This window comes from Sphingomonas oligophenolica (assembly GCF_006438955.1).
GTDB lineage: Bacteria > Pseudomonadota > Alphaproteobacteria > Sphingomonadales > Sphingomonadaceae > Sphingomonas > Sphingomonas oligophenolica_A.
Genome location: NZ_RCZK01000037.1, coordinates 1 through 6,369 on the forward strand (window position 1 = coordinate 1; position 6,369 = coordinate 6,369).

Here is a 6,369-nt window from a genome sequence, read left to right on the forward strand (position 1 = left end):
TCAGGTCCGTGCCCTCAGCGGCACCGAAGCCTCAATCCGCGCGCGTCAGCGACGAAAGCGGATCGAGCGCGTGTTCGGCCACCTAAAACGCAACCTTAACCTCAGATCTTTGAAGCTGAGAGGCCTGAACGGAGCCGCCGAAGAGTTTACCATGGCAGCCGCCGCCTACAACCTCCAGCTGCTCGCCAATCGGGCCGCACCAGCCTGAGCAGCGAAGGTCGCTCGCCCGCTCGCTGCCAATGCCGGTCGTGGCGTCAGCCGCCAACTGCACGGCCTTTTTCAACAGCCTCGGTCGGTTGTGACACTGGACATATGCGTCCGATTTGTGCGGGTTTCACAGTGTCAGAAGCCTGCGTCAGGATGTCCGCTTACGGGACCAGGGAGGCTGCGTTTCGACGACCGATCCTGGGGCGCGTAGCTGACGTGCTTACGTGCGACAACGGATGTCCGCTTACCTCATAACGTCGCTCCAAAGCGGCCAGTCCGTTTTCCACCAATGATCCCCGAATTCAGCCGGTCCGCTCTTCGCCATCATTGCTGTAGCGGAATGCCGGGCTTGCAGATCCGACCGGCTATCAGCCCGGTCGATGTGCCGTAAAAAGCGGCGCCCCCGCACTCAGTCGCCCAGGATAACAACGCTGCTGGCGCCGTAAAGCCGCCCCATCGTCGCCTCCAGCTTTCCAGCGCTGGTGCGCCACTGGGGCCGGACCTTCGCCCTGTTGTCGATGTAGATGCTGTCGGCCGGATCGTACCAGACGACGCCGTCATGGATCGCGCGGATCAGCCGGAAAACATCGGTACCCTCGCCAACGAGCACATGCGGGCCGAACCGGTAATCGCTCGATCCCGGTGTGCCCGGCGATGCGCGTTCGGTTGCGGGCACGTACATTGCGGAGGCGTGTTTGGCATTCCAGCTGTTGGCCAGTCGCTCGAGCGACCACGACGCGACGATATCGCCGGTGCCGGGATGGAACATCTCGACCGCGATCCCGGCGTCCGCGTCGAACGTGTCGGCGGCGGCGTCATACCCCCGCACCCGCATCCCGAACCCGGTCGTCGGACTGACGAGTCCGACCCGGTGGGTGCCGGTAAAGCGCATACTGCCATCGCCTTTCACCGCCGGACGCCCATATCTCCCCATGAACTCGCGGAACGTGTGCGTGCCCTGGAACCCGCCGTCCGGGGTCGGGGTCATCAGGCTGATCTTGTCGCCGCGGAACGACTTGATCTCGTAACCATGGGCATCGGGAGCCTTGCCAGCGTTGGCGACCACTCCGAGCAGTGCCTCGAGCGTGTAGCCTGCACCCTGGTTGCCGCGAAACGGCACCGGTCCCGCAGCGCCAGGCTTGAGGATCACCGACGGATGCCATCCCGCCGCTGCGATCGCGGTGATCTCGGCCAGCAGGAGATCGTACGGCGCGACGCCTGCCGGGCCCGCGATCGACAGCACCCGCAGGACGGGCACCGCGGGGAGGACCGGAAGATCGGGAAAGTCTGCAACAACCGGATCGTCGCGTTCGGTCAGGACGCGCCCGAGCACCGTCCCGTCCGGCGCCGTGCCGAGCACCAGTATGCGACGGCCATATTGTGCCTGATGGTTCCGCCGCAGGGCGTCCGGCGCGTTCGCACAGCCCTTGATAAACCCGGACAGCCGCGCCTCGGGATACTGGAAATAGTCGATGATCCGCGCGTCGGGCGCGGGACTGGTTTCGCCATTCTCCCCGAGCCATGCCAGCCGGAGGCGGGCTTCGAGCTTCGGCTTGCCCGCCGCTGATCTGCGCTTGCCGACACTCTCGCTGGCCGAGCGCGCCACGATCGTGGCGGGAAACAGGTTGAGGATCCCGTCCAGCCCCTTGCCGAGGTAGATCTGGTTCTTCTCGTTATCCTGTTTCGCGGAGAGGTGCTTGATGTAGAGCGTCCGCACACCGCGCCCTGCGAACAGCGATCGCAGCCTTGCGAGATTCCCGATCGCCATCTGCATCCTCCCTGACGGGAGAATGCAGGTATCAGCGCGGCTGCACAATCCTGCGCCGCGTCAGGCGGCGGTCAGAACGTTCCTCTCACGACGGCGGACTGTTCGGCACCCCGGACCCATTCGCTGACAAGGGCGGCGACCTTGTCGGTCGGCAAGCGTGACTTGCCCTTCAGTGCGCACTCCCAGACCGCCAGCTGTCGCCAGCCCGCAGCCGCAAGCTGGTCGGCGACGACCCCGTCGCGGCGGCGGTTGGCCGCGATCTTGGCTTCCCAGAACGCCGTGCGGGTGGCGGGCAACCGGTAAAGGTGACAGTCGTGACCATGCCAGAAGCAGCCGTTGACCTGCACCACCGCCCGCCACCGCGGCAGCACGATGTCGGGCTTGCCCGGCAGCCCGGCTGCGTGGAGCCGGAACCGTAAACCCGCGGCATGCAGCATCTGCCGTACCATGATCTCGGGGCGGGTGTTCTTCCCCCTGATCCCCGACATCATCCTGCTGCGAACGTCACGGCTGACGATGTCAGCCAACCGCGGCGCGCTTCCGCTTTACCGGTGTCGCAGCAGCACGCTCGCGCTCGAGCATCCGGCTGATTGCCGGTTCCATATACCGCGCGACGGCCTCGACCGCAGGCACGACGACCGCATTGCCGAACTGCCGGTAGGCCTGCGTGTCGGAAACCGGAATATCCCATTTCCGGTCGCCATGCTCGAACCCCATCAGGCGTGCGCATTCGACCGGCGTCAGCCGCCGCGGCCGGGTGCCCCGTTGGGCAATCAGGATTTCCGAACCATCCTTGTGATAGCGGGCCGACAGCGTGCGCGTGACCCCGTCGCGCCCGAACATGCTGTAGCCAAACCCGTTACCTGCCTTCTCGTGCTTGGCGCGGTAGTCCTGAAGATACTGCCACAGCTTCGGGGTCAGCGTGTATTTCGCATCGACCTCGTTGTGCGACAGCAGGATATCGCCAAGCCTCGGCCATTCCTGCTCGGGGGGCAGCATCTTTTCGAAATCGTCGAAGCTGAACCCGACATCCTCGCGGAAGCCTGCAATAAAGATGCGCTCGCGGTTCTGCGGCACCCATGGTGCAGAGCTGATCACACGGTAGCTGATCGCGTAGCCCAGATCGTCCTCGAGCGTCTTGCGGATCACCTCGAAGGTGCGCCCCTGGTCGTGACGCTTCAGATGCTTGACGTTCTCGAGCAGGAACGCGACCGGCCGGTGGTGGCGCAGGATACGCTCGATCTCGAAGAAGAGGTTGCCCTGTTTCACATCGTCGAACCCGTGCTTGCGGCCAAGCGAGTTCTTCTTCGAGACCCCCGCCAGCGAGAATGGCTGGCACGGAAAGCCCGCCAGCAGCACGTCATGCGCCGGGATCCGCGAGGGATCCGCACCATAGGGGGTGATGTCACCGGCCATCACGTGATCCTCGCCATCCGGGAAGTTGCGGGCGTAGGTCATCTGCGACCAGCGGTCCCATTCGCTGGTAAACACGCACTTGCCCCCGATGGATTCGAACCCGAGCCGCAGCCCGCCGATCCCGGCGAACAGGTCGATGAACCGGAAGGGGGCGTCCGGCTTGGCCAGTGTCCGTCGGTTGCCCAGGTCGCGGATGCGGTCGGATACGAGCTTGGGAACACGCGTGTCGCCATCAAGGTATCGTGTAATCTGCCGACGCGAGAGCCCCAGCTCGGCCCGGGCCTCGTCGAGCGAAAGGCCGGAACGGCGGAACTCTGCGGCAAAGCCGCGGGTCAGGGAAAGCATCAGGTCTCCGTCATTTCCGGGTCGATTTCCGACACCATGGCACGGGAGCTCCCGGCGTCAAGCGTTCTTTGTCTGTTCCAGATCGTGTCGACCGTTCACGAGATCATCCCCAGAAGGTTTCGTAGTACCAAGTCGGGAGCAGCTTGCCTCCGCCAGCGAATCAAGCGGTGACAAGCGCCGCTGTGCTGGCCGCCACGGCGGTCGCCAGTGTCTGTCTCAGCTGTTGTCTGTTTTCACCAAAATGCTGCTCGCGATGACAGGACGGGCAGATCGCTGCAGCGTTTGAAAGGCTATCGTCGCCCCCCTCTCCAAGCGGCAGGACGTGGTGGACCTCGAGGTAGTTTGTCCCATCTTCACGGACGAAAAGCTGGTGTTTGCATGTTGGCAGTTCGCATTTTCCTTCTGACCGCTGCAGCGCCCCCGCGACAACCCACGGGTTTCGGACAAAATCATCGACTGTCCGCTGGCGCCTTTTCGGTTTTCCGCTGACCTTCATGGCCTTGGCAATGACCTTGCGGGGGTCTGTTTCTGCAGCAAGCAGACGTCCGAATACTGCTGTGTCGACCGTTGCATCGGCCTTTGCCGCAAACAGTTTTGAACCGATATTTCCGATAACGATCTCGTCACCGACCTTCGCCCACCGCACAATGTCACGGCCCATGCGTGTCTCGGGCGCGCGGTTGGCGCCCTTGCGCTGGGAATCATAAAAACTTGCCTCCAGGAAAGCGGTCTTGATATCGCCGAGGACTTCCAGCTTGATCGTCTCGCCACTGCCACCACCGGCGGAGGGGAGGTGGCCAGCAGCGATGATTGCCGCCTTCTGGCCTTCGGCTGGTACGTACGCAGCTTTCGACTTGTCCGTTTTCGACATCGGCTTGGCGCCATGATTGTCAAAGATCCTGTTCCACCGCGTTGCCAATTGCCCACTCCACTATAATCGTCTGGCCCGATGGTAGGATCACTACGTTTCCTGGCAACCCGCCGCGATGGTGCTGCGGTTGCGCCTTGCAAAGTTCGGGTTGCCGGGCACGTTCCCGCGTTTCGCCGCTGATGACATCATCCGGACAATCAATCGGAAAGTGCGTGCCTCGTCTGGCCGTAGTGACACAGATGTGTCTCGCATGAGGCACCCCGGATCCGTCGCCACAGCGACGGGCCAACTTAGCCCTATGCCATTAATCGCTAGTACGCCGTGGAAGCTGGCGACCGGCATTCGGGAATAAAAGGGTGAACCTGTTGCGGAACGACCGCGACGATGATCGACGGTTTCGTGGCTCGACGAGTTGCGACGCTAGCCATTCCGCGCGCGCACGTCATCACAGAGGAAGTTCCTATTATGTTGAAGTCGTTAGCAGCGGTGCATGCGCGATGACACGCGTCGATTTCGCAGCGCTGCTTTGCTCATCTGATTTCACGGTTCAGCGATCCCCACGGCAGCATCATCGCCACCTGATCGGCCCACCGTGGCACGATTGCACCGGTCGCGGTGAGCGCTGCGACGTCGACCGCGACACTGGCCCGCCCGGTGATGATCGCATCGACAATCGCGGGTGCCAGAAACGCCAACCGCACCACGCGCGTGATATAAGCCGGGTTTACTCCCTCCTGTCGGGCAAGCGTCTTGGTATCGACTTCGCCCGTACGCAGGATTGTCCACCAGCGCCGCGCGCGCAGCAGCAGCCGCACCAGTGCCGGATTGGGGATTGCGGCGACCGCCGCGCCGTCGCTGTGGACCAGCCTCATGGCGCTGCCCGATCTCGAGAGCGTCACCGCCGAGCGGATGGCGATGGTGGCGGGTCCGTCGCTGTCGCGAGCGACCTGCAACAGCTCCGCGATGGCCGCAACCGGGCAGGTGATTTCGATATGGTCGTGGTCGATTTGAACCCGCTCGACCAGTGCCTGCACCACTGATCGGTGCCCCGCCGAAGGACTGAGCCGGAGCTCCCCGCACCGGGCCATCATTGCGCTGACCTGGTTGGCGGGGACATCAAGCCAGCAACTGCCGATCAGCGCCAGCGGATCGGCGAACAGCGCGGTGAGCCGGGTGGTGACCGCGACCTCGAGCTCGCGGGCCGGGATACGCATGCCCGTGGTGCTCTCGCCGGTCTGAAGGCTGCGGCTGACATAATAGCGATACCGGGTGGTACCCTTGGTCGCATGCACTGCGACCAGCGGCTGCCCCGCGGCATCGACCACCTTTCCTGCCAGCAGGCTCGGACTGGCGGCACGACTGCCGCGCCGCGCGCCGACGGTGTTGCTCTTGAGCAGCGTCTGGACCCGGTCCCACGTATCGGGATCGATGATCGGCGGATGGAGCGCGGTATGAACGCTGCCCCGATGGTGGATCTCGCCGATATAGGCAGGCCGCTTGAGGATGGCGTAGAGCTGGCCCCGGGTAAACGCGACACCGCCGAACGCCCGGCCGCTGCTGGTCATGGTCCGCAGCGGCACCCTGATCCGCTCGCGCGCGAGCGCCTGGCCCAGCAGCCTGACGTTGCCAAGGTCGAGGTAGCGCGCAAAGATGTCCCGGATGACCGCGGCATGATCCTCGACGATGGCGAGGCTGCGGCCATCGGGTCGATAGCCGAGCGGCGGTGTACCGCCCATCCACATGCCCTTGGCCTTGGACGCTG

At 64.0% G+C, this 6,369-nt stretch carries 6 protein-coding genes; 1 reads left to right on the forward strand and 5 read right to left on the reverse strand.

Going from position 1 to position 6,369, the window contains the following annotated elements:
- On the forward strand, positions 1-208 hold a 208-nt coding region (locus EAH84_RS15640), incomplete at its 5' end, for a transposase (protein WP_140872896.1).
- Between the two features lie 408 nt (positions 209-616).
- Here the strand turns inward: EAH84_RS15640 and EAH84_RS15645 are convergent.
- The 5 genes from EAH84_RS15645 to EAH84_RS15665 form a co-directional block, all read right to left on the reverse strand.
- Complete coding sequence (locus tag EAH84_RS15645; protein ID WP_161978439.1) at positions 617-1,975, reverse strand: MvaI/BcnI family restriction endonuclease; 1,359 nt, start codon at positions 1,973-1,975, stop codon at positions 617-619.
- Positions 1,976-2,046: 71 nt separating this feature from the next.
- The gene (locus EAH84_RS15650) at positions 2,047-2,502 is read right to left on the reverse strand and encodes a very short patch repair endonuclease (RefSeq protein WP_140872898.1); all 456 of its coding nucleotides are present in this window, start codon (positions 2,500-2,502) and stop codon (positions 2,047-2,049) included.
- Complete coding sequence (gene dcm / locus EAH84_RS15655) at positions 2,495-3,736, reverse strand: DNA (cytosine-5-)-methyltransferase (RefSeq protein WP_140872899.1); 1,242 nt, start codon at positions 3,734-3,736, stop codon at positions 2,495-2,497. Before dcm ends, EAH84_RS15650 begins: the two co-directional genes overlap by 8 nt.
- A gap of 160 nt (positions 3,737-3,896) precedes the next feature.
- Positions 3,897-4,655 carry an HNH endonuclease gene (locus tag EAH84_RS15660; protein WP_206663988.1) on the reverse strand — a complete coding sequence of 253 codons (759 nt, stop codon included), beginning with the start codon at positions 4,653-4,655 and terminating at the stop codon, positions 3,897-3,899.
- 482 nt (positions 4,656-5,137) lie between these two features.
- Positions 5,138-6,369, reverse strand: a 1,232-nt coding sequence (locus tag EAH84_RS15665; RefSeq protein WP_206663989.1) for a recombinase family protein, incomplete at its 5' end; no start/stop codon positions are given.